17 protein-coding genes are annotated in these 21,115 nt (G+C 62.5%); 11 read left to right on the plus strand and 6 right to left on the minus strand.

The genetic code is table 11. The features are described from left to right. Window positions 1–7 precede the first annotated feature (7 nt). Both tnpC and ABIB99_RS03650 read left to right on the plus strand, forming a co-directional pair. Window positions 8–1,507, plus strand: coding sequence for an IS66 family transposase (gene tnpC, locus ABIB99_RS03645; RefSeq protein WP_354175271.1), 1,500 nt, complete (start codon window positions 8–10; stop codon window positions 1,505–1,507). Window positions 1,508–1,749: 242 nt separating this feature from the next. Continuing rightward, complete coding sequence (locus ABIB99_RS03650; protein WP_166099871.1) at window positions 1,750–2,514, plus strand: metallophosphoesterase; 765 nt, start codon at window positions 1,750–1,752, stop codon at window positions 2,512–2,514. Between the two features lie 183 nt (window positions 2,515–2,697). Here the strand turns inward: ABIB99_RS03650 and dusA are convergent, their stop codons facing one another. Beyond that, window positions 2,698–3,681, minus strand: a complete 984-nt coding sequence (gene dusA / locus ABIB99_RS03655; protein ID WP_225005777.1) for a tRNA dihydrouridine(20/20a) synthase DusA — start codon at window positions 3,679–3,681, stop codon at window positions 2,698–2,700. Window positions 3,682–3,864: 183 nt separating this feature from the next. Between dusA and ABIB99_RS03660 the strand changes: the two genes are divergently transcribed. Continuing rightward, window positions 3,865–4,953, plus strand: coding sequence for a tyrosine-type recombinase/integrase (locus ABIB99_RS03660; protein WP_247309710.1), 1,089 nt, complete (start codon window positions 3,865–3,867; stop codon window positions 4,951–4,953). 681 nt (window positions 4,954–5,634) lie between these two features. On the opposite strand, the gene ABIB99_RS03665 is transcribed toward ABIB99_RS03660, so the two are convergent. The 3 genes from ABIB99_RS03665 to ABIB99_RS03675 all read right to left on the minus strand — a co-directional run bounded on the left by ABIB99_RS03665 (window position 5,635) and on the right by ABIB99_RS03675 (window position 9,873). Next, window positions 5,635–6,063 (minus strand): GlcG/HbpS family heme-binding protein, encoded by a 429-nt coding sequence (locus ABIB99_RS03665; protein ID WP_038957479.1) that lies wholly within the window; start codon window positions 6,061–6,063, stop codon window positions 5,635–5,637. Further along, on the minus strand, window positions 6,056–9,031 hold the full coding sequence (locus tag ABIB99_RS03670; RefSeq protein WP_247309712.1) for an FAD-binding and (Fe-S)-binding domain-containing protein: 2,976 nt from the start codon (window positions 9,029–9,031) through the stop codon (window positions 6,056–6,058). Before ABIB99_RS03670 ends, ABIB99_RS03665 begins: the two co-directional genes overlap by 8 nt. Window positions 9,032–9,135: 104 nt before the next feature. After that, window positions 9,136–9,873, minus strand: coding sequence for a GntR family transcriptional regulator (locus tag ABIB99_RS03675; RefSeq protein ID WP_354175273.1), 738 nt, complete (start codon window positions 9,871–9,873; stop codon window positions 9,136–9,138). Window positions 9,874–10,004: 131 nt separating this feature from the next. On the opposite strand from ABIB99_RS03675, the gene ABIB99_RS03680 reads away from it, so the two are divergent. From ABIB99_RS03680 to ABIB99_RS03695, 4 genes are all read left to right on the plus strand, one after another. Continuing rightward, window positions 10,005–11,207, plus strand: coding sequence for a pyridoxal-phosphate-dependent aminotransferase family protein (locus ABIB99_RS03680; RefSeq protein ID WP_354174910.1), 1,203 nt, complete (start codon window positions 10,005–10,007; stop codon window positions 11,205–11,207). Between the two features lie 52 nt (window positions 11,208–11,259). Further along, on the plus strand, window positions 11,260–12,543 hold the full coding sequence (locus ABIB99_RS03685; RefSeq protein ID WP_354174911.1) for an MFS transporter: 1,284 nt from the start codon (window positions 11,260–11,262) through the stop codon (window positions 12,541–12,543). Window positions 12,544–12,659: 116 nt separating this feature from the next. Beyond that, window positions 12,660–13,859 (plus strand): pyridoxal-phosphate-dependent aminotransferase family protein, encoded by a 1,200-nt coding sequence (locus ABIB99_RS03690; protein WP_166099835.1) that lies wholly within the window; start codon window positions 12,660–12,662, stop codon window positions 13,857–13,859. Window positions 13,860–13,900: 41 nt separating this feature from the next. Next, window positions 13,901–14,698, plus strand: a complete 798-nt coding sequence (locus ABIB99_RS03695; RefSeq protein WP_166099830.1) for an enoyl-CoA hydratase/isomerase family protein — start codon at window positions 13,901–13,903, stop codon at window positions 14,696–14,698. A gap of 83 nt (window positions 14,699–14,781) precedes the next feature. Here ABIB99_RS03695 and ABIB99_RS03700 read toward each other — a convergent pair whose 3' ends face one another. Continuing rightward, the gene (locus ABIB99_RS03700) at window positions 14,782–15,393 is read right to left on the minus strand and encodes a prepilin peptidase (protein ID WP_080584039.1); all 612 of its coding nucleotides are present in this window, start codon (window positions 15,391–15,393) and stop codon (window positions 14,782–14,784) included. Between the two features lie 421 nt (window positions 15,394–15,814). Between ABIB99_RS03700 and ABIB99_RS03705 the strand changes: the two genes are divergently transcribed. The 3 genes from ABIB99_RS03705 to ABIB99_RS03715 all read left to right on the plus strand — a co-directional run bounded on the left by ABIB99_RS03705 (window position 15,815) and on the right by ABIB99_RS03715 (window position 19,062). Continuing rightward, entirely contained in the window at window positions 15,815–16,789 is a 975-nt protein-coding gene (locus ABIB99_RS03705) for a Bug family tripartite tricarboxylate transporter substrate binding protein (protein WP_208089502.1), read from the plus strand. 206 nt (window positions 16,790–16,995) lie between these two features. Next, on the plus strand, window positions 16,996–17,538 hold the full coding sequence (locus tag ABIB99_RS03710) for a tripartite tricarboxylate transporter TctB family protein (RefSeq protein WP_038957486.1): 543 nt from the start codon (window positions 16,996–16,998) through the stop codon (window positions 17,536–17,538). A 9-nt stretch (window positions 17,539–17,547) separates the two neighbouring features. Then, window positions 17,548–19,062 (plus strand): tripartite tricarboxylate transporter permease, encoded by a 1,515-nt coding sequence (locus tag ABIB99_RS03715; RefSeq protein ID WP_038957487.1) that lies wholly within the window; start codon window positions 17,548–17,550, stop codon window positions 19,060–19,062. Between the two features lie 218 nt (window positions 19,063–19,280). On the opposite strand, the gene ABIB99_RS44480 is transcribed toward ABIB99_RS03715, so the two are convergent. Then, window positions 19,281–19,517 (minus strand): hypothetical protein, encoded by a 237-nt coding sequence (locus ABIB99_RS44480; RefSeq protein ID WP_208087805.1) that lies wholly within the window; start codon window positions 19,515–19,517, stop codon window positions 19,281–19,283. Between the two features lie 1,261 nt (window positions 19,518–20,778). On the opposite strand from ABIB99_RS44480, the gene ABIB99_RS03725 reads away from it, so the two are divergent. Further along, window positions 20,779–21,087: a hypothetical protein gene (locus ABIB99_RS03725; RefSeq protein WP_225048943.1), complete on the plus strand. Its 309-nt coding sequence runs from the start codon at window positions 20,779–20,781 to the stop codon at window positions 21,085–21,087. Window positions 21,088–21,115: the final 28 nt, after the last annotated feature.

Here is a 21,115-nt window from a genome sequence, read left to right on the forward strand (position 1 = left end):
GGGGGCGCTGGCGGCGTCGGAGGAAGCGCGGCGTCGGCTGGAGGTCATCCTCGGCGAATTGCGACGCGAGAAGTTCGGCGCGAAGTCCGAGAAGCTGCGGCCAGATCAGTATCACTTGCCGCTGGAAGACGTGGAGATCGCGCAAGGCATCCTGGACGCGGCGCAGGAGAGAGCCGAGGCTGTGATCCAGGGCCGATCGCGGAGTGTGCCGGATCAAGGTTCTCATCGCAATCGCGGCTGCTTGCCTGCCCATTTGCCTCGGGTGGAACGGATCATCGAGCCTGCGAGCACGCTCTGTCCGTGCGGTTGCGGCGCCATGACGAAGATCGGCGAGGACGTCAGCAAACGGCTCGACGTGATCCCGGCGCAATGGCGAGTGTTGGTCACGCGCCGCCCGAAATACATCTGTCGCCGCTGCTCGGGCCCTGTCGTGCAGGCGCATGCACCGGAGCACGTCGTGCCTGGTGGACTGCCGACCGAAGCGGCGATTGCGCACGTGATCGTCTCCAAGTTCGGTGACCATACGCCGTTTTACCGTCAGGCCGAGATCTATGCGCGCCAGGGGATCCGACTTGATCGGGCGACACTGGGCAACTGGTCCGGCCGCGCCTGCTTCCATCTCCAACCCGTAGCGGACCACATGCGTCGCCATCTGGAGAGGGCAGATCGTCTGTTCATGGACGAAACCACGGCACCGGTGCTCGATCCCGGGCGTGGCCAAACGAAGAAAGGCTACTTCTGGGCGGTCGTCTCCGACGACCGCGGCCACAGCGGCCCAAGTCCCCCGATCGTGCTGTTCCGATATGCCCCCGGTCGCAGCGGCGCCTTCGCGGAGCAGTTCCTGCATGGCTTTAACGGACGCTTCCTGCAATGCGATGCCTATGACGGTTATGACCGGCTGACCGAAGTTGCTCGACCGCAGGGGCCGTGGACGCTTGTGCATTGCTGGAGCCATTTGCGCCGACGCTTCGTCAAATTGGCCCGCAACAGCAAATCGCCGATCGCCGAGGCCGCCGTTCGACACATCGCACAGCTTTACGCCATCGAAGCCATGGTACGCGGTTCATCGTCGGACATCCGGCTGGCCGCGCGCAAGGAGCACTCGCTGCCTATCGTCGCCGCGTTAAAGCCGTGGTTCGAGAAACAGCTGTCGATGATCTCCAGTGGTTCGACGCTCGCCGAGGACATCCGCTACGCGCTCAATCACTGGCAAGGGCTGACCCGCTTCCTCGAAGACGGGCGCCTCGAGCTCGACACGAACCCGGTCGAGAACGCCATCCGGCCAGTCTGCCTGACCAGAAAAAATGCGCTCTTCGCCGGTCATGAAGTCGGCGCGGAAAACTGGGCCTTGCTCGCGTCGATCGTCGCCACCTGCAAGCTCAACGACGTCAACCCGGCCGCCTACATCGCCGAAACACTCGAGGCGATCATCGACGGCCATCCCGATAGCAGGATCGAAGACCTCATGCCGTGGCGATTCCGCAAAACGTCAAGCCAGCATCAATAGGGTTGCGGCTAAGCGCTTACGATTAACGCCGAGTGGCGCAATCAGAACCAACCTTCATTTGAATGAAAGAGGCATCCAAGAGACGCCGTTGATCCAGCTCGTCAAAGAGCTCCTGGAGCCGCGCGCTTTGGTGATGGAGGAGGTCCGCCTCTCGGACCTACAAGCGCTCCAGAGGAGCCTAGAAACTTCTATCCAGCTCGTGTCGGCTGTAACGGCTGCTCTCTAGGATTGGGGCATGAACCATGCGTTTGTGGGTCATGAGTGATCTCCATGTTATATTGACCCGTGGTTGGGATCTTGCGCCGCCGGCGGAGCGGCCAGAGTTCCACGTGTTGATTATGGCAGGCGAACTGATCCCGCGTGCCGAGCGTGGCGTCCGTTGGCTTGAGGAGCGTGTGCCGGATAAGCCGGCCATTTACGTGCTGGGCAACCATGAGGCTTACGGGGCGGACGAGGCTCGGACAGTAGAGAAGGCTATGGACGCCGCCCGAGGCACAAAGATCTACGTGCTTCAAAATTGCGCGATCCCTTTTGGCCGTAACGTTCGCAGGAGCGACGTTGTGGACCGACTTCATGCTGCGGGGCGACATGTACGCGCAATGGCGATCGCGGACAAGCGAATGAACGACTTCAAGAAGATCCGGACCGACCGCCACAAGCGACCTTTTCGTCCGGCAAATGCGCTGTTCCGTCACCGGCAATCGCGAGCGTTTCTAGAGGCTGAAATGGGTAAGTCGAGGGGCGACCGCAAGTTGGTGATTGTCACCCATCACGCGCCGGTACCGGATGCCCAACACTCTCGCGACTACGCGCAACTAACGGACGAAGAGATTTTAGCTGCAGCGTACCGTAGTGACTTGACGGCGCTCATGGGGCCCCAGTCGATTGAGAGGAAAGAAAACGCTGCGGCTGGCAGATGCTTGGATCTTCGGCCATACCCACGAATGCTTCGAAAAAACTTTGGCATGACGAGGGTCGTCTCTAACGCCAAGGGCCGCGGTCCATAGCTGCAGACGCAGCGCGCATGGGAAAATCCGACTTTTGATCCAAATTTCGTAGTCGAGATCCAAAGGGGAATAATTTGACAGCGTCAACCCGCAAGCACATCGGGCTTTCACCACGGTTATACTGTCTCTGCGATTTCAGTATAACCGGCGCACTGCTATTGCTTGGGCGAATGAAAGGCCAACTTAGGCTGCCTGTCGCTGGGAAATCTTGGCGATCGCGTCTTCTAATACCCGGACGTCAGCTCCGGGCCGCGTCCCGTTTTCCGCTAAATGTCGGCGGAAGGCGCGTGCGCCGGGCACAGCGTGAAATGCCCCGACGAAATGTCGCGTGATAGCATGCAGCCGTGTGCCCCGCGCGAGTTGTCGCTCGATATAGGGCATCATCGCCTCGAGCGCGTCTTGCATGGTCGCATGCGGCGCCACCTCGCCGAAAATGTCTTGATCGACGGAGAGAAGCCGCCACGGCTCTTGATACGCGGCACGGCCGAGCATCACGCCGTCGACATGCGCAAGATGCGCTTTCGCTTCGTCAATGCCTGGGATGCCGCCATTGATGATGACCGGCACATCCGACATCGTGCGCTTGAGGCGGTAGACGCGATCATAGTCGAGCGGCGGGATGTCGCGGTTTTCTTTGGGCGACAGGCCGTCGAGCCAGGCCTTTCTGGCATGCACGGTCAGGGTATCGCAGCCGGAAGCGACGACGGCGCGCGCCAATTTATCCAGCGCGACTTCCGGATCCTGGTCATCGATGCCTATGCGGCATTTCACCGTGACGGGCACTTTGACCACGCGTTTCATCGCCTCGACGCAAACCGCCACAAGCTCTGGCTGCGCCATCAGGCAGGCGCCGAAGCGGCCGTCCTTCACGCGATCGGAGGGACAGCCCACATTGAGATTGATTTCGTCATACCCAAAATCCTCGCCAATCCGGGCGGCCTGCGCGAGGTCGCGCGGATCCGAGCCACCGAGTTGAAGCGCCACTGGATGCTCGATCGCGTCGAACCCGAGCAGCCGCTCTCGATCGCCGTGAATGATGGCGCCGGTGGTCAGCATCTCCGTATAAAGCAGCGCCCGCCGGGTCAGGTGACGATGGAACACCCGGCAATGCCGGTCGGTCCAATCCATCATCGGAGCCACAGAAAAGCGATAGGGAGCGGATTGCAACTTATGGCCCAACAAGGATGAAAGAACGCTTCGTGATCTCGTTGGAGATAACCCGGGGCCTGCGGAATTACAACCCAGCTCGCCTACGCGAGCGGCCCGTGCGGACATCTTTAGTGCGGACAAAGGGTTGCGAATTGATGTGCGGAGGACGCGATTTTTGTAACGGCAGCTGCGGGGACGATCATGGCGACACTTATTAGGCTCCCTTCGAGCAACTGGCGCATTCAAGTCCGTCGAAAGGGACAGTACGCCACGAGAACCTTTCGCAAAAAGGAAGACGCGGAGACCTGGGGTTTAGCCCTGGAACGTGAAATCGATCTTACCGCAAAGGCACCATCCGATTGGGACAAGCGAACGTTGGAAGAGCTTATTGATCTCTACCTTCAGGACATGCTGGAAGTTGGGAAGAAGGTTGGGAGAACCAGACAGCTCTTCCTCGAAAGCATTCGGCCCACTTTGGGTAAACTGAAGCTTTCAGAACTCACGCGAGCAAACTTCGTTGAATATGGTCGTTCGCGAGCAAAGGGGGGAGCTTCGGCAAGTACGGTTCAGTTCAACTTCTCCGATATAAGCGCAATCCTGACCTATGCTGAGGCCGTGCACGGCGCGCCGCTGCGTCACGACGAGTTTGACTTAGCTCGCGTAGCCCTAAAGAAGCTCGGTCTGATGAGAAAAAGTCGAGCAAGAACGCGGCGTCCCACCGTTGAAGAGATTCAGCGTTTGATCGAATTCTTCGCAGCCAGTCCACGCCAGTACATCCCCATGGATCGCATTATTCCGTTCGCAATTGCTACGGCGATGCGCGAAGGCGAAATCTTCCGAATCGAATGGGCTGATGTTGATATGAGAAAGCGCTTGATCAAGATCAGAGCCCGCAAGGCCCCCCAGGATCAAGACGACAATGACCAAGTTATACCGATGCTGAACGCGACAGGCTTTGACGCTTGGCAGCTAGTTCTCGAGCAGAGGATTGTGACCCGAGGCAAAGGGCGGGTTTTTCCTTATCGAGCAGCCAGCGCAGGCGCCGCCTTTGCCAGGGCGTGCCAGGTTCTTCACATCGAGGACCTACGATTTCACGATCTGCGCCGCGAAGCGGCAACACGACTCTTCGAAGCTGGATTGCCGATCGAAAGGGTTGCGCTTGTCACAGGTCACAAGGATTGGGAAACGCTAAGACGGTACACTCGTCTTAAGCCCGAGGATCTCGTGAAATTGCAGCCACCGGCGGAACTGTCGGTTGCGGATTATATAGATCAGTTGATGGATCCGTAAAAATGGCGGCGCACGGCAATCGGGTTGCGTCAGAGATAGTGCCAAGTTTGCGCAGCGAGATCTACCAGCGCGCACTCTACGTTGAGCCCCAAGGTGATTTCATCGAAATGGTTCTCATACGAATGGACGCTATCGAAGAGGCAGTCGTGGCGTGGGACAAGACTGCGAGACAACGGACGAAACGACAAAAGGTGGGTGAAAAATCTCGACTGGAATAGTGAGCTTACGGGCCGGCCATGCGGTGAACCTGATCGTTCAGATCGCGGCGGCGATTTACGTCTTAATCCGCGGCTTTGAATGCGCTCTTTTAGTTCTGTGCATGCCGCTGCCTTATCTGCCGGCCGGCTGATGACCATTCAACAGATGAGCAGATTGCCGCGCGTCGTCTGGCTCGATATTTACTGCTCTAGCAATGATTAGTGGTCACAAAATCCCGCACAGATGGCGGCGAGAACCACGTTGCGCGGCTAAACCTCCACAATAACATTGTGGGCTCGAGTGAGGAGCGGAATTTCTGAGAGAGGCCGGCCTTTACTGGCACGCCTAGAAGGCGGTCGGGCCGCCTGCAGCTTGGCGGTAAGTTGTCAATTCCCGTTTCATGCTTCAAACAGGATGACATCAGCCGCCGGCGAACTTTCAGCATCGACGCACGTTTTTGCTTTGCCTCGCCGCGGACGAGCGCTATCCAGCGTTTGCCTTCAACCCCGCCGCCTGGATTCCTGCGACCGCACAAGCCTCATCATTGTCGGAGGTGTCGCCAGACACGCCGACGGCACCGAGCAGCGTCGCGCCATCCATGATCAGCACGCCGCCGGGGACCGGCACGAGCGCGCCCTTGGCGATGGTGTTCACGGAATCGATGAAATAGGCCTGCTCCTGCGCACGCTGGAACAAGGCGCGCGAGCCCATGCCCATGGCGAGCGCACCATAGGCCTTGCCGTGAGCGATCTCGGCGCGCATCAGGCTGGTGCCGTCCTGCGCCGCGGCGATCTTGAGCACGCCGCGTGCGTCTAGGATGGTGACGACCAGCGGCTTGAGCTTCAGCTCGGTGGATTTTGCGAAGGCGGCGTCGAGGATCTTGCGGGCGGTGTCGAGCGAGAGGTCAGCCATGGCTGGTTTCCTTTTTAGGGTGAGAAGTGGAATTTGCTCCGGCGCGGTCGAGGCTCATCGCCAGCACGCGCGCGACGTGAAGCGCTTCGCGCTGGGCGCCGTCGTGGATCTGATGCCGGCAGGAGGTGCCGTCGGCAACGACGAGTGTAGCTTGGTCGGCGCGCCGCACCGCGGGCAACAGCGACAGCTCAGCCATCTCGATCGAGGCATCATAGGTGTCAGCGCCGTAACCGAACGCGCCGGCCATGCCGCAGCAGCTCGATTCGATGGTCTCGACCTTCAGGCCTGGAATGAGGCGCAGCACCTGCTCGACCGGCTTGAAGGCGCCGAAGGATTTTTGGTGGCAATGGCCGTGCACGACGGCTTTGTCGGCGACGGTGCCGAGCGGCAGTTGCAGCCTTCCGGCCTCCGCTTCGCGCACCAAAAATTCCTCGAAAGTCAGCGCGTGGGCGCCGACCGCCCTGGCATCGTTGTCCTTGCGCAGTGAGGTGAGCTCGTCGCGCAGCGTCAGCAGACAGCTCGGCTCGAGGCCGACGATCGGCACGCCGCGGGCGGCAAAGGGCGCGAACGCCGCCACGAGGCGGTCGAGCTCGGCCCTGGCTTCGTCGACGAGACCGGCTGAGAGGAATGTACGGCCGCAGCAGAGCGGGCGGCTGCCGCTCGCCGGCTTGGGCAGATGCACGCGATAACCGCCCGCGGAGAGCACGCGGAGCGCGGCGTCGAAATTTTCGCGCTCGTAGATGCGATTGAAAGTGTCCGTGAACAACACGACTTCACGGCCGGTCTCCGGCCCGACCGCTTCCGCGGGCGGCACGAACACGTCGCTGCGGAAGGCGGGCAGGGCGCGGCGCGCGCTGATGCCGGCAAAGCGCTCGAACAGCTTTCGCAGCAACGGGCTGCGGTTGCGCAAATTGGCGAGTGGCGCGAAGCGCGACGCGAGACCGGCATAGCGCGGGAGGTAGCCGACCAGGCGGTCACGCAGGGTCAGGCCATGGGACGCGGCGCGGGCGGCGAGCACCTCGATCTTCATCTTGGCCATGTCGACGCCGGTCGGGCATTCGTGGCGGCAGGCCTTGCAGGAGACGCAGAGCTTTAGGGTCTCCATCATCTCGTCGGAGGTCAACGCATCGGGACCAAGCTGACCTGAGATGGCGAGCCGCAAGCTGTTGGCGCGCCCGCGGGTGACGTCCTTCTCGTTGCGCGTCGCGCGATAGGATGGGCACATCACGCCGCCCTCGAGCTTGCGGCAGGCGCCGTTGTTGTTGCACATCTCTACCGCGCCCTGGAATCCGCCGCCGGCGCCGGGATAGGCGGACCAATCCAGCATCGTCTTCAACTCGTTGACGCGGTAGTCGGGTTTGAAGCGGAACAGCGAGCGATCGTCCATCCGGGGCGCATCGACGATCTTGCCGGGATTGAGGACGCCCTCGGGATCGAAGCGGCTCTTCACCTCCCTGAAGTCGGCGACGAGACGCTCGCCGAACATGGTTTCGTGGAATTCGGAGCGCACCAGGCCATCGCCATGCTCGCCGGAATGCGAGCCCTTGTACTCGCGCACCAGCGCGAAGGCTTCCTCGGCGATCGCGCGCATCGCCTTGACGTCCTTCTCCAGTTTCAGGTTCAGCACGGGCCGTACGTGCAGGCAGCCCTCGGAGGCATGCGCATACATCGTGCCGCTGGTGCCGTGCTTTGCGAAAACCTCGCTCAAGCGCGCGGTGTAGTCGGCCAGGTGCGGCAGCGGCACGGCGCAGTCCTCGACGAACGAGACCGGCTTGCCCTCCTGCTTCATCGACATCATGACGTTGAGGCCGGCGGCGCGGAAATCGGCGATGCCACTTTGCGGCGCGGGCTCGGTGATCTCGACCACGCCGCCCCATTTACGCTTGTCGTTATTCCAGCCGAAGCCGAGATCGCCCATCAATTCGCCGAGTTGCTTGAGGCGCACCAGATTGTCGGCCTGGTCCTCTTCGGCGAATTCGACCACCAGAACGGCATCCGGATCGCCCTTGATGGCGGCGGAGATGATCGGCCTGAACATCGCGATGTCGCGGCCGAGCGCGAGCATGGTGCGGTCGACCAGCTCGACCGCGATTGGCTTGAGCTTGACCAGATGCTGGGCGGCGTCCATCGCCTCGTAGAAACTGCCGAAATGGCAGATGCCGAGCGCCTTGTTGCGGATCACAGGCCACAACTTCAGCTCGACCTTGGTGGTGAAGGCGAGGGTGCCTTCGGAGCCGACCAGGAGATGCGCCATGTTGTTGCGCGCATTGCGCGGCGTCAGCGCATCGAGATTGTAGCCGCCGACACGGCGCTGCACCTTGGGAAAGCGCGCGGCGATCTCGTCGGCCTCGCGGGCGCCGAGATCGAGCATGTCGCGGAACAGGGCGCGCGCGCCGTCGTTCGCATCGAGATCGGAGAGATCGCGCGACACCTCGCCGTACCGGCCCAGCGTGCCGTCGGCGAGCGCCGCCTCCATCGACAGCGTGTTGTCGCGCATGGTGCCGTAGCGAAGCGAGCGGCCACCGCAGGAATTGTTGCCGGCCATGCCGCCGATCGTGGCGCGCGAGGCCGTGGAGACGTCGACTGGAAACCACAGGCCGTGCTTCTTGAGCTGACGGTTGAGGTCGTCGAGCACGATGCCGGGCTCGACCACGCAGGTGCGGCCCGCGACGTCGAGCGAGAGGATGCGGTTGAGGTGCTTCGAGAGATCGACCACGAGGCCGTCATTGACGGTCTGGCCGCATTGCGAGGTGCCGCCGCCGCGCGGGGTGACCTTGATGCCCTCGTCGCGGGCAATCGCCAGCGCTTTGAGGGCCTCGTCCATGGTCCTGGGCACGACCACGCCGGCCGGCACGATCTGGTAGAACGAGGCGTCGGTGGCATAGCGGCCGCGGCTGAAGCCGTCGAACAGGACGTCGCCGGTCATTTCCGCGCGCAGGCGCCGTTCGAGCGAGGAGGCGTTTGTCATCCCTGGTCCCGGATTGACCCAGCGAGGCCCAGCCTTGCTGAGTTATTCATTATTTCTCACGACCGATTATATTATGAATTCAAAATGAGCAAGTCGGTCGCCCCTCAGGGCGAGGCCGGTGCGTCCTCTTGGGGCTCGGTCAGGTGCTCGATCGCGGCCGCCCGCTTGTTGCGCAGGTGCTGGAACAGGATGTCGCTGAGCTCGCTGGCGGCGCGGCGGCGCAGCGCGTCGAGGATGGTCTCGTGCTCGCGCATTGCTTCCGCCCAGCGCTGCCGCTTGCGGGCGAAATTGGCGGAGTAACGGACCCGGCGGATGCGGCCTGCGAAGTTGGCGTAGGCGGTCTTCAGGGTCTCGTTGCGCGCGGCCGCGACGATGCTTTCGTGGATGCGCTGGTTGGTCTGGAAATAGCCGTGCATGTCGCGATGCAGATAGTGCCCGTACAGCTCGTAATGCAGCTGCTCGATCGCGGTGATTTCTTCATCCGTAATGGCCTCGCAGGCGAGGCGCCCGGCAAGGCTCTCCAGCCCCGCCATCACGTCGAACAGCTCCTCGAGGTCGCGCTGGCTGAGTTGGCGGACGCGCGCGCCGCGGTTGGGCAGAAGCTCGATCAGGCCCTCGGAGGCGAGCACTTTCAGGGCCTCGCGCAGTGGCGTGCGGGAGATCCCGAGCATCGCGCAGAGCTGCCGCTCGGGGACGCGCGCGCCGTCGGGAATATTGCCCTCGACCACGTAGTCGCGCAGCCGCAGCAGGATCTCGCCGTGAAGCGAGGCCTCCTGGCGGTCGCCGCCGTTCGCGGCTGGTGGGGCGATCGGAACCCCGGTGTCGGGAATCGTGGATTTCATTGCAGCACAATAGTTTGCCTGTTTGATCGCGTCGATGTTCACAATCAAATACCAAAATTCGATTGAAAAGACAAAAAATGAATGCAAAATAGTTCCGAAGCCGGCGAGAGCCCGCCGACAGGGAGGTTTTCATGCACCAGGGACGCCATTTCCTTCAGATTCCCGGCCCGAGCCCGGTCCCCGAGCGCGTCCTGCGCGCCATGGACATGCCGGTCATCGACCACCGGAGCGCGGAATTCGGCGAGCTCGGCCGCGCCGTGCTCGAAGGCAGCCAGAAGATTTTCCAAACGGCGGGTCCGGTCGTGATCTTCCCCTCGTCGGGGACGGGCGCCTGGGAGGCCGCGATCGTCAACACGCTGTCGCCAGGCGATAAGGTGCTGATGGTCGAGACCGGCCATTTCGCCACCCTGTGGCAGCAGATGGCGGGGCGGTTCGGCATCGAGGTCGACTTCGTGCCCGGCGACTGGCGCCGCGGCGCCGATCCCGCATTGATCGAGGCGAAGCTCACCGAGGACAAGGCGCGCGCGATCAAGGCCGTCATGGTCGTGCACAACGAGACCTCGACTGGCGCGACCAGCCGCATCGCCGAGATCCGCGCCGCGATCGACCGCACCTCGCATCCGGCGCTGCTGATGGTCGACACCATCTCCTCGCTCGGCTCGGTCGACTACCGCCACGACGAGTGGAAGGTCGATGTCAGCGTGAGCTGCTCGCAGAAGGGTTTCATGCTGCCGCCCGGTCTCGGCTTCAATGCGATCTCGGAGAAGGCCCGCGCTGCTGCGAAGACCAACAAGATGCCGCGCTCCTATTTCGACTGGGAGGAGATGCTCAAGCCCAACGCCAACGGCTTCTTCCCCTACACGCCGGCGACCAATCTGCTCTACGGCCTGCGCGAGGCGATCGCGATGCTGCTCGAAGAGGGGCTCGACAACGTGTTCGCGCGCCATCAGCGGCTGGCTGCCGCGACGCGTGCCGCCGTCAGTCACTGGGGCCTCGAGATCCTCTGCCAGGAGCCCTCGGAGTTCTCGCCGGTGCTGACCGCGGTGCTGATGCCGCCCGCCCATGATGCCGATCAGTTCCGCCAGATCGTGCTCGACAATTACAACATGTCGCTCGGCTCCGGGCTCTCGAAGGTAGCCGGAAAAGTCTTCCGCATTGGCCATCTCGGCGAATGCAACGCGCTGACGCTGCTCGGCGCGCTGACCGGCGTGGAGATGGGCCTGTCGGTTGCGGGCGTGCCGCATCGCTCCGGCGGTGTCGACGCCGCGATGAAGCTGCTGGAGCAGCGCCCGCAGGGCAATGCCTCGCCGCATCTGAAAGTGGTCGGCACCTAGGTCGCGCGGGACACGCAAGGCCAATCATAAAAAACAGTCAGGGAGGGTGGAGATGGGAATTCGGTTCAAGGCCACGCATGTCGTCTTGGCGATGCTCTGCGCGATGTATTTCATCACCTATGTCGACCGGGTGAACATCGGCACCGCCGCGAGCGAGATCCAGAAGGAGCTGGGTCTGTCGAACACCCAGCTTGGCCTCGTCTTCTCCGCCTTCGCCTATCCCTATCTGCTGTTTCAGGTGATCGGCGGCTGGGTCGGCGATCGCTTCGGGCCGCGCAAGACGTTGTTCTGGTGCGGCATGATCTGGGCGGCGGCGACCATCTCGACCGGCTTCGTCAACGGCCTTGCCGCACTGTTCGTCGCGCGTTTCGGGCTCGGCTTCGGCGAGGGCGCGACCTTTCCGACGGCAACGCGCGCGATGCAATACTGGACGCCCGCGAACCGCCGCGGTTTTGCGCAGGGACTGACCCATTCCTTCGCCCGGCTCGGCAATGCCGTGACGCCACCGGTGGTGGCGTTGCTGATCCTCTGGCTGACCTGGCGCGGCGCGTTCGTCGTGCTCGGTCTCGTCAGCCTGGTCTGGGGCGTCGTCTGGGTCTGGTACTTCCGCAACGAGCCGAAGGAGCACGCCTCCATCACCGAGGCCGAGCTCGCCGCACTGCCGCCGCGCCCGACCGGCGAGCGGCCGCGCGTGCCGTGGGGGCCGTTGCTCGGCCGCATGTGGCCAGTGACGCTGACCTATTTCTGCTACGGCTGGTGCCTGTGGCTCTATCTCAACTGGCTGCCGCTGTTCTTCAAGAACAACTACAATCTCGATATCAAGAACTCGGCGCTGTTCGCCTCCGGCGTGTTCTTCGCCGGCGTGGTCGGCGACAGCGTCGGCGGCGTGCTCTCGGACAAGATCCTCGACCGCACCGGCAATGTCCGCCTGGCGCGGCTGAGCGTCACCGTTGCGGGATTTACCGGGGCGCTGCTTTCGCTGTTTCCGATCCTGTTCGTCCACGACATCACGATCGTCGCGCTGTGCCTGTCGGCCGGCTTCTTCTGCGCCGAGCTGGTGATCGGCCCGATGTGGTCGATCCCGATGGACATCGCCCCGAAATATTCCGGCACCGCCTCGGGACTCATGAATACCGGCTCGGCCTTCGCCGCCATCGTCTCCCCGCTCGTTGCCGGCTTCGTGATCGATGCGACCGGTAACTGGTACCTGCCGTTCCTGATGTCGATGGGGCTGCTGCTGCTCGGTGGCTTCTCCGCCTTCCTGATGCATCCGGAGCGCCCGTTTACGGAGGCCGAGGGGCGCCTGCCGGTCGGAAAGGTGGTGGCCGCGGAGTAGGGGCGGCGGAGGCCCGCCGCTTATGCATGGGAGGCGTCTTAAGGAGAGGGGACAAGCCGGTCAAATGGTGCTATTCGGCGCCCATCAAAACCAAGGCTAGACCGGGAAGGACGCCGATGACCGTGCACACTGGAAGGCATTTCTTACAGATTCCAGGACCGACCAACGTGCCCGACCGGGTGCTGCGGGCGATGGACATGCCGACGCTGGACCATCGCGGTCCGGAGTTCGCCGAGCTCGGTTTTGCGGTCCTCGCCTCGATGCAGCGGGTGTTCCGCACCCAGCAGCCCGTGATCATCTTCCCCTCGTCCGGCACCGGTGCCTGGGAAGCGGCGATGGTCAACGTGTTCGCCCCGGGCGACAAGGTTTTGATGTGCGAGACCGGCCAATTCGCCGTGCTGTGGCGCGGCATCGCCGACAAGTTCAAGCTCGACGTCGACTTCATCCCGAGCGACTGGCGTCATGGCGCCGACCTCGCCGAGATCGAGAAGCGCCTTAGCGCCGACAAGCAGCGCACGATCAAGGCGGTCTGCGTCGTTCACAACGAGACCTCGACCGGCTGCGTGACGCCGCCGCTCGAGGTGCGCAAGCTGCTCGACCGCGTCAAGCATCCGGCCCTCCTGATGGTCGACACCATCTCCGGCCTCGGCTCGATGGAATACGAGCACGATGCCTGGGGCATCGACGTCTCGGTCGCCGGCTCGCAGAAAGGCCTGATGCTGCCTCCGGGCCTCGGCTTCAATGCCGTCTCGGAAAATGCGCTCGCGGTGGCGAAGGCCAACCCCGGCATGCGCTCCTACTGGGACTGGCAGGAGGTCATCTCCTTCAACAAGCTCGGCACCTTCCCCTATACGCCCGCGACCAATCTGCTCTACGGCCTGCGTGAAGCGGTCAAGATGCTGGAAGAGGAGGGGCTGGAGAATGTCTGGACCCGCCACAAGCGCCACAGCGCCGCGACGCGCGCCGCGGTCAAGGTCTGGGGCCTGGAGACACAGTGCGCCGATCCCGCCGCACACTCGCCGGCGCTGACCGGCGTGCGCGTGCCCGATGGACACGACGCCGACGCCTTCCGCAAGGTGGTGCTCGAGAACTTCGACATGTCGCTCGGCACGGGCCTGAACAAGGTCAAGGGCAAGGTGTTCCGCATCGGCCATATCGGCCATTTCAACGACCTGATGCTGATGGGCACACTCGCCGGCGTCGAGATGGGCCTGGATCTCGCAAAGATTCCGCACCGGAGCGGCGGCGTATTGGCGGCCATGGACGTCCTGAAGGGACGCGACGCGGTGCCGATGGCCAAGGCTCAGGTGGCCTAAAGGCTCAGGTGGCCTGAACTAACCCAGAAAGTGAGCGCGCGATGAACGCACCGACGACGACCAACGAAGACCTGCTCTACTCCGTCACGGACGGCATCGCGCGGATCACCTTCAACCGCCCCCAGGCGCGCAACGCAATGACCTTCGCCATGTATGACCGCATGGCGGAGATCTGCCAGGAGATCAACGCCGATCGCTCGATCAAGGCGCTGATCCTGACCGGCGCCGGCGACAAGGCGTTCGCCTCCGGCACCGACATTTCTCAGTTCCGTGCGTTTAAGACCGCGCAGGACGCGCTCGACTACGAGGCCCGGATCGACCGCGTGCTCGGCACGCTCGAGCAGTGCCGCGTGCCCGTGATCGCGGCGATCGCGGGAGCCTGCACCGGCGGCGGCGCCGGCATCGCGGCCTGCTGCGACCTCCGCATCGGCACCGAAACCACGCGCATCGGCTTTCCGATCGCACGCACGCTCGGCAACTGCCTGTCGATGTCGAACATCAGCCGCGTCGTCTCGCTGGTGGGACCTGCGCGCACCAAGGATCTGATCTTCAAGGCGCGCCTCGTCGAGGCGCAGGAAGCGCTGTCGCTCGGCCTGCTCAACGAGGTTGTGCCCGACGTCGAGACGCTGCAGCGCCGTGCCGACGAGACCGCCAAGCTCGTCGCAAGCCATGCGCCGCTCACGCTTGAAGCGACCAAGGAGGCCGTGCGCCGCATCCGCCGGACGCTGTCGCGCGAAGAGGGCGAGGACCTGATCCTTAAGGCCTATATGAGCGAAGATTTCCGCGAGGGCATGGATGCCTTCCTCAACAAGCGTACACCGAGCTGGAAGGGCAAGTAGCGCGCAACACTACGTCTCCGCGTCTCGATCGCTCAACTCGCGGCCACGGGACCGCCGAGGCACCGACCTTGCAAGCGACGAGGTCAACCCGGCCAGAAATAGCCCCAGCGCAAAAGTAATTGTTCGCTCAGCCAGCCGATCCAAATAGCGGGCGCCATAAAAAGTCCGAACGGCAGGAATGCCGTACCTCGCAGCGACCGCCGTCGCACGACAGCATTGGCGGTGTAGACGGCAATCGCCGAAAGTGCCGCCAATTCGATCACCGCGGCCGCCGTTGGGAGTTCGAGCCAGGCACCGGCAACTGCGGCAAGCTTTACGTCCCCAAGTCCCAATCCGTTCCGGCCGCGCCAGTGGCGGTAGAACAACAAGAGAAGAAGCAACGGCAGACTTACCGCTGAGGCGCGAAAGACCAGCCACAGCATGGATGATGCACTCGCATTGAATAAGATTGATCCGCGTAACAAAGCAATTCCGAAAGCCGCGGCGGTCAGCTCGTTTGGAATGAGGTAGTGGCGGGCGTCGTTGCAGGCGATGCCGAGCATTAGGGCGGCGAGGTATGCACCTAACAGCCCATCCGCGCCCGGCGCGATCATGAGGCTTGTGACAACGAACGCGAATACGACAACAGCGAATACCAAAGTGCTTAGACCTACCTCTGATTTTCCTCCGGTGGAATTTCGATTGAAATAGACCATAGGCTCTCGGCATCTGCGAAATGAGGAAACGCGCCCGTTGTTCACTGAAGCGACTGGAGACCAGTGATCATATCGGTTGCATCCGGCGTGCTGGCCCATCCGCCCGATGATCTCGTGGGCTTTGTGGCACAAAGCTGTGACACATTATCTCTCACCGCCAAACAGCAGGTCATTCCCGAACGATCGTAGGGGGCAACCCGAACTGCAACGTTGATTTGGGGGCTCGCCTTCTATTCCAGTCCCCAGATTTTGGCGGTCGAGCTTGCAATCGATCTCATTCCAAAGTCATAAGCCGAGCGGCGCCGGGCCGGCTTGAACTGGCCGGCATTCGCCCGCACAATGCAATTCGCATTGCTTCGCGAATTGCCAATCCGAACAATAACATAGGCGAAAACTTGGGGAGACGCACGTGGGACATGGAATGAAGGCCGCGGTCGTGCTGGCCGCTGCGCTTTGTGGCGCGCCGGCTTTTGCCGGCTGGGAGCCGACCAAGCCCGTCGAGATCGTGGTGGCCGCCGGCGCGGGCGGCGCCTCCGACCAGATGGCGCGGATGATGCAGGCCGCCATTCAGAAGAACAATCTGATGAAGCAGCCGATCGTCGTCTCGCTCAAGGGCGGCGCCTCGGGCGCGGAAGCGCTGATGTACATGAAGTCCAGCGAAGGCGACCCGAACAAGGTGCTGATCGCCTATTCGCTGATCTACATGCTGCCGCTGTCGGCGAAGATCCCGTTCAACTGGCGCGAGCTGACGCCGGTCTCGGTGATCGCGCTCGACCAGTTCGTGCTGTGGGACAACAGCGCAGGTCCGAAGACGGTGAAGGAATTCGTCGCGGCGGCGAAGGCGGCGAGTTCGCCGTTCAAGATGGGCGGCACCGGCTCCAAGCGCGAGGATCACGTGCTGACCGTCTTCCTCGAGCAGAAAACCGGCGCGAAATTCTCCTATCTGCCCTACAAATCCGGCGGCGAGGCCGCGACCCAGCTCGTCGGCAACCACACCGAATCCAACGTCAACAACCCGAGCGAAAATCTCGAAGTCTGGCGTGCCGGCCAGGTGCGCCCGCTCTGCGTGTTCGACAAGGAGCGCATCTCCTACACTAGCAAGGTGACGGACACGCAATCCTGGGCCGACATCCCGACCTGTAAGGAGGAGGGCGTTGACGTCCAGTATCTGATGCTACGCGCGATGTTCCTGCCCGGCAAGGTCACGCCGGAGCAGCAGGCGTTCTATGTCGATCTGTTCCACAAGGTGACGCAGACCGCGGAATACAAGGACTACATGGAAAAGCAGGCGCTGAAGCCGATCTTCCTCACCGGCAAGGACATGGTGCAATTCCTCGAGGAAGACGACGCCACCAACAAGTCGCTGATGAGGGAAGCCGGATTCGTCGCGAAGTAGCCGTCTCTCTTTGCCCTCCCCCCGTTCTTACGGGGAGAGGGCATGGGTGAGGGGCTTCCCTCCCGGAAGAGAATGGCAGACAGACTCGCGGAGGGTCCCCCTCACCCGGCGCTTCGGCGTTCTAGAAAACGGCCGCGGACGCGGCCTCTGCCTCTCCCCGCAAGCGGGGCGAGGTGACATCACTCCCGGCTTTTGCAAATCAGCTCATGTCCCAAACCGATCTTGAAATCATCGTCGACGATCCGACCGCGCCTGAAGACGGCTCACCCTCCGTCGTCTCCTCGGGCACGATCGAGATATTCGTCTGCCTGCTGTTGCTCGCGTTGGCCGCAACGCTTGGCTATGACAATTGGCGCACCGGCGCGTCCTGGGATTCGACCGGGCCGGAGCCCGGCTATTTCCCGTTCTATCTCTCCGTCATCCTCGGTGGCGGCAGCCTCTATGGCCTGATTGCGGCCTTCGTGGCGCATCGCGCGGCATCCGAAAGCTTCGTCACGCGTGCGCAAGCGCGCCGTGTGATGGCGGTGTTCGTGCCGACGCTGCTGTTCTGCCTGGTGATGCAGTTCCTCGGCCTCTACGTCGCGAGCTTCCTCCTGATCGCGGGCTTCATGCGACTCGTCGGCAAGATCGCGCTGTGGAAGTCGCTGCTCACTGCCTTCCTGTTCACGGCGATCATGTTCGTCACCTTTGACATCGCCTTCGACGTCATCATGCCGAAAGGGCCGCTAGAAGCGGCCTTCGGCTACTAGGCGCTCACGATGGAAGCTTTCGGTCTCTTGCTTCATGGCTTCGCCGTCCTGCTGACGTGGAAGACGCTCGTGCTGATGATGTTCGGGCTGGTGCTCGGCATCTTCGTCGGCGTGCTGCCCGGGCTCGGCGGTCCCAACGGCGTTGCGATCCTGTTGCCGCTCACCTTCACGATGGATCCGACCTCGGCGATCGTGATGCTGTCCTGCATCTACTGGGGCGCGCTGTTCGGCGGCGCCATCACCTCTATCCTGTTCAACATCCCCGGCGAGGCGTGGTCGGTCGCGACCACGTTCGACGGCTATCCGATGGCGCAGCAGGGCAGGGCGGCGGAGGCGCTGACCGCGGCGTTCACGTCCTCCTTCATCGGCTCGCTGGTCGCGGTGCTGCTGATCACCTTCCTCGCGCCGATGATCTCCTCCTTTGCGTTGAAGTTCGGCCCGCCCGAGTTCTTCGCTGTCTATCTGCTGACCTTCTGCTCCTTCGTCGGATTGGGGCGCGAGGCCAAGCACAAGACGGTCATCTCAATGTCGCTCGGTCTTCTGCTCGCGGGCGTCGGCATGGACACGGTGTCGGGCAATCTGCGCATGACCTTCGGCTCGGCCGAGCTCTTGCGCGGCATCAACTTCCTCGTTGCAGTCATCGGCCTGTTCGGCATCAGCGAGATCCTGCTGACGATGGAGGAGCGGCTGGCGCTGCGTGGACACGCCGCGAGCATTTCGCTCCGCGTCGTGCTCAGCGTCTGGAAGGACCTGCCGAAATACTGGGTGACGCTGCTGCGTTCCTCCTTCATCGGGTGCTGGCTCGGCATCACCCCGGGCGGCGCGATCGCGGCCTCCTTCATGGGTTACAACCTCGCAAAGCGCTTTGCCAAGGATCCCGAGAGCTTTGGCAAGGGCCGCATCGAGGGCGTGTTCGCGCCGGAGACCGCGGCGCATGCCTCCGGCACCTCGGCGCTGCTGCCGATGCTGGCGCTCGGCATTCCCGGTTCCGGCACGGCCGCGATCCTGCTCGGCGGGTTGATGGTGTGGGGACTCAATCCGGGTCCGCTGCTGTTCGTGGAGCACAAGGATTTCGTCTGGGGTCTAATCGCCTCGATGTATCTCGGCAATGTCGTCGGCCTCGTGCTGGTGCTGACGACGGTGCCGATCTTCGCCTCGATCCTGCGGGTGCCATTCGCCGCGGTGGCGCCGATGATCGTGGTGTCCTGCGCGATCGGCGCCTTTGCGATCCAGAACGCGATGTTCGACATCTGGCTGATGCTGGGCTTCGGCGTCGTCGGCTACGTTTTCAAGAAGATCGGCATCCCGCTCGCGCCGTTCACCCTCGCGCTCGTGCTCGGCAACCGCGCCGAGGATGCCTTCCGCCTGTCGATGATCGGGGCCGGCGGCAACCTCAAGGTGTTTTGGTCGAACGGCCTGGTTGGCTCGATCACAACCTTGGCGATTGTGCTGTTGTTTTGGCCTGTGATCGACCGCTTGCTGCGCTGCGTCGGGTGGCCGCGGCAGGCGAAGCCTGCCGTGTGAGCCAAGCGGATTGGAAACGCCATCAGTATAGGTGTCGCGTAAGTCCGATAAAGTTCGAAGCCCATGTCGCTGGGTGCAGTTTCGCCCTTGAATCGATCGCGATGTTGGGAATAGTGCATTACATGACTATCACCGCTCGCGAGGGGAGCTTCGTCTACGTCGAGGACTGCCTGATCAACGGCAATTTCGCCTAGCCCGGCACAGGGATGTCGTGAACATTACGATTCGCGATATGGGAGGCAGCGGTCTGCGATTGCAAGCGCGGCGGCGGGCTTGATCAGGGCGACGCTCAGCAATGTCAGGTTGATCAATGCAGCCAACGGTGTCGGCGTCGGTGGCGGCGCCGCCGTTCTCAGCAATTCGGTCGTGTCGAGCAACTCGGTTGCCGGTATTGCCATCTCGGGCGGCGGCATTAACATTGACGCCATGAGGATTTCCTTCAACGCGATCGGCATCAAGCAAGAACGGTCAACCCGTCCAACAATGACCGTTCGTTCAATACCGCTGGCGTGTCGGGCACGGTCAACTCGTATTCGAACAATCGCTTCTCGGATAACGGTGCAGGCGGAACGATCACGCCAATCGGCAGCACAACCAATCCGTCTGGGTTGCAGTAAGAACGATGATCGCAGCGGCTCAGCGATGACGTGAGATGCCAAAGCCCGGCTCGCCGGGGCTTTTGGTGCTTGCGATTTCCTTCACGCTGGCACGATGCAGGTCGTCGTTGCATTGATCCGACTCGATTAGGCCCCTGAGCGAAGCTCACGCGGTTAGCAGCAACCGACCTCGTTCGACATCGTGAGAGCGAAGTTGGCGAAAATTCACTGAGCGCATCCCTGATCTGGAGCTCAGCATCTGCGGTGGTCCTCCTGATCGCGGTGACGATGAGTCGAAAGCCCGGCGCTGACGCCGCACTTTCGGTATTTCATCGTGAAACGGTCAGAGCCCGTGACGCTTCCCGCGCTTGTCAGCGACGCTAATCAGCACCAAAATACAATCCTAGATTTTGTTGATCTGTTCTTTTTTGGAGGACGTCATGGCTGTTGAGCATTATCGGGCCCGGAAGGGCAAGGAGATTTCACACGCGGCCGCCGCTGTCGTTGCCGGAGGCTACACGACGAAGTTCGATTCCTGGGCGGGCTGACGCCTAAGCAGAAGGCCGCCTTCAAGCTTGCTGCAGACCGCTGGACACACGCGATCGTTGGCGATCTGCCTGATGTCATTGTCGGCGGCGAGAGGTTCAACAATCGGCGTATCACGGCGCAAGGCACCGACATTTACGGCCCGGGGAGGATTCTCGGTCAGGCGGGACCGAACCGCTTGCGCCCGCAGAATGCCGGAGCGCGGGGTCGCTGCCTGTTCCCGTTGAAAACACGGGCGGGGAGGGGACGGTGGACTCGCATTGGCGCGACACCGTGTTCGGCGCAGAGCTGATGACCGGCTTCGTCAATCAGGGCGGCAATCCGATGAGCCGGGTGACGAAGCTTGCAGGATCTCGGCTATGAGGTGAACATGGACGCTGCCCAGCCGTATCAGCTGCCTGATCATCTCCAGATGGCTGAGGCGGGGCTCGTTGCCGCGCATGCTAAAAAGTCAAGAGGCATCGTGCTCCCGCGGATTCCGATCACGTTGCCCGAGGAGAGCATTGGCACCTAAGGCCAACGCTTTGCCAAGCAAGGCTCCTCGGGAATTCAGCGATACAGGATCATGGAGGGCATGAAACGACCGAAAGCGATCGTGCTTCCAGATTCGTCACTGATCCCGTCGGACTGCCTGATCTCGCCGCCGCCCAACCAGTTCACCCACGAGGTGGCGAGATCGCAGCCCTTCTATGCCTCGCAGGGCGCGCCGGGCGACCCACCGACCGGACAGTTCGAGGCGGAGCCAAAGGTCGTGCTGCTCTACCATGACGGCGGAGAGCTTGTCGTGTCGTCGATGCTGCCGGCCGCTATGTCGGCACGCGCTTCGAGCGTTTGCGCGAGATCTAGATGGTTGCGTAAGCCGTCAATGCGCGGTCGATGGTGATCACCGCGGCGATCCGGATGCGAAACGC

Origin of the sequence: Bradyrhizobium sp. LA6.1 (assembly GCF_040547805.1) — a bacterium.
In the GTDB taxonomy this organism is placed as follows: Bacteria; Pseudomonadota; Alphaproteobacteria; order Rhizobiales; family Xanthobacteraceae; genus Bradyrhizobium; species Bradyrhizobium barranii.